The sequence below is a fragment of the Oleiphilus sp. HI0086 genome, from assembly GCF_001635225.1.
This window is the reverse complement of the sequence record NZ_LWFZ01001285.1, coordinates 1-1009: the sequence shown is the minus strand read 5'-3', so window position 1 is coordinate 1009 and position 1009 is coordinate 1. Positions and strand designations below refer to the sequence as shown.

The 1009-nt window shown below is 44.3% G+C and carries 1 protein-coding gene; it reads right to left on the bottom strand.

The annotated features are described in order from the left end of the window. Positions 1-87: 87 nt before the first annotated feature. Positions 88-993: a patatin-like phospholipase family protein gene (locus tag A3756_RS22145; RefSeq protein WP_068554350.1), complete on the bottom strand. Its 906-nt coding sequence runs from the start codon at positions 991-993 to the stop codon at positions 88-90. Positions 994-1009 lie beyond the last annotated feature (16 nt).

Sequence of the window (1009 nt, the reverse complement as noted above, 5' to 3'; positions counted from 1 at the left end):
GTGATAATGTTCACCCATCAAATGACACTCGCAATAAACTCATACCACAGCTCTCAATTCCACGGTATTTTCGCTCTCATATAAGCATTAGTCTACTTTAGAAAGAATCTTCTTTCTCCGCCTGGTCAAATAGCTTTTGAAGTTCAGAATGATAGGCACCTTGAGAGGAATAATCACTTTCAGGACCTCGCTAAGAAAATATAAAAGCCGTATTTTCCGATACCAGAACAAGCGTGATATCTTCTTTACGGTGAAGTCGTATCCATATTGGAATACCGGCGCAAACTGTTCGTGGTTACCAAACCGACTATATTTAGCCAAGTCAAATGACAAGACCAAATCAGCCCTCTTCAACTGCTCCTTGGTACGCTGATCAATTGCGATATCGATAGCATTCCCCATTATAGCGACCATATCTTTAGGTTCTTGATAGCGACTCACGCCATTCAAATCAACAGCGATAGTAATACCCGCACCCATCTGTTCAAGTGCTGAAACGGGTACGTTTTCAGTGATACCCCCATCAACCAACGACCTACCTTCAATTTCTACCGGCACAAAAATCCCTGGCACTGCCGCTGACGCACACACCGCATCGGCCAAGTTCCCTGATCTTAATATGACCTTCTCACCGGTATGAATATCGGTAGTACAAATCGCCAAAGGAATACGAGCATCCTGTATATCCACATTACCGATATCTTGCAAAATCATCTCGTGAATGGTTTTGGTGGTGAAGATACCTTTGCGTTGAATCGACAAACCGACCATCGAGCTGAAACTCATATCCTCGCCCACTTTCTTGATCTCGTCTATCGACTTACCGAAGGCATAGTAGCTCGCGACTAAAGCCCCAATACTGGTGCCGGAAATATAATCGATCTCTACATTTCGCTCTTCCAGTACCTGCAGCACGCCAATGTGAGCAATACCCTTTGCTGCGCCGCCGCCCAACGCAAGCCCGATACTCTGATTAAAAGGGTTCCATTTCATAAATTAAGTTTCTTAT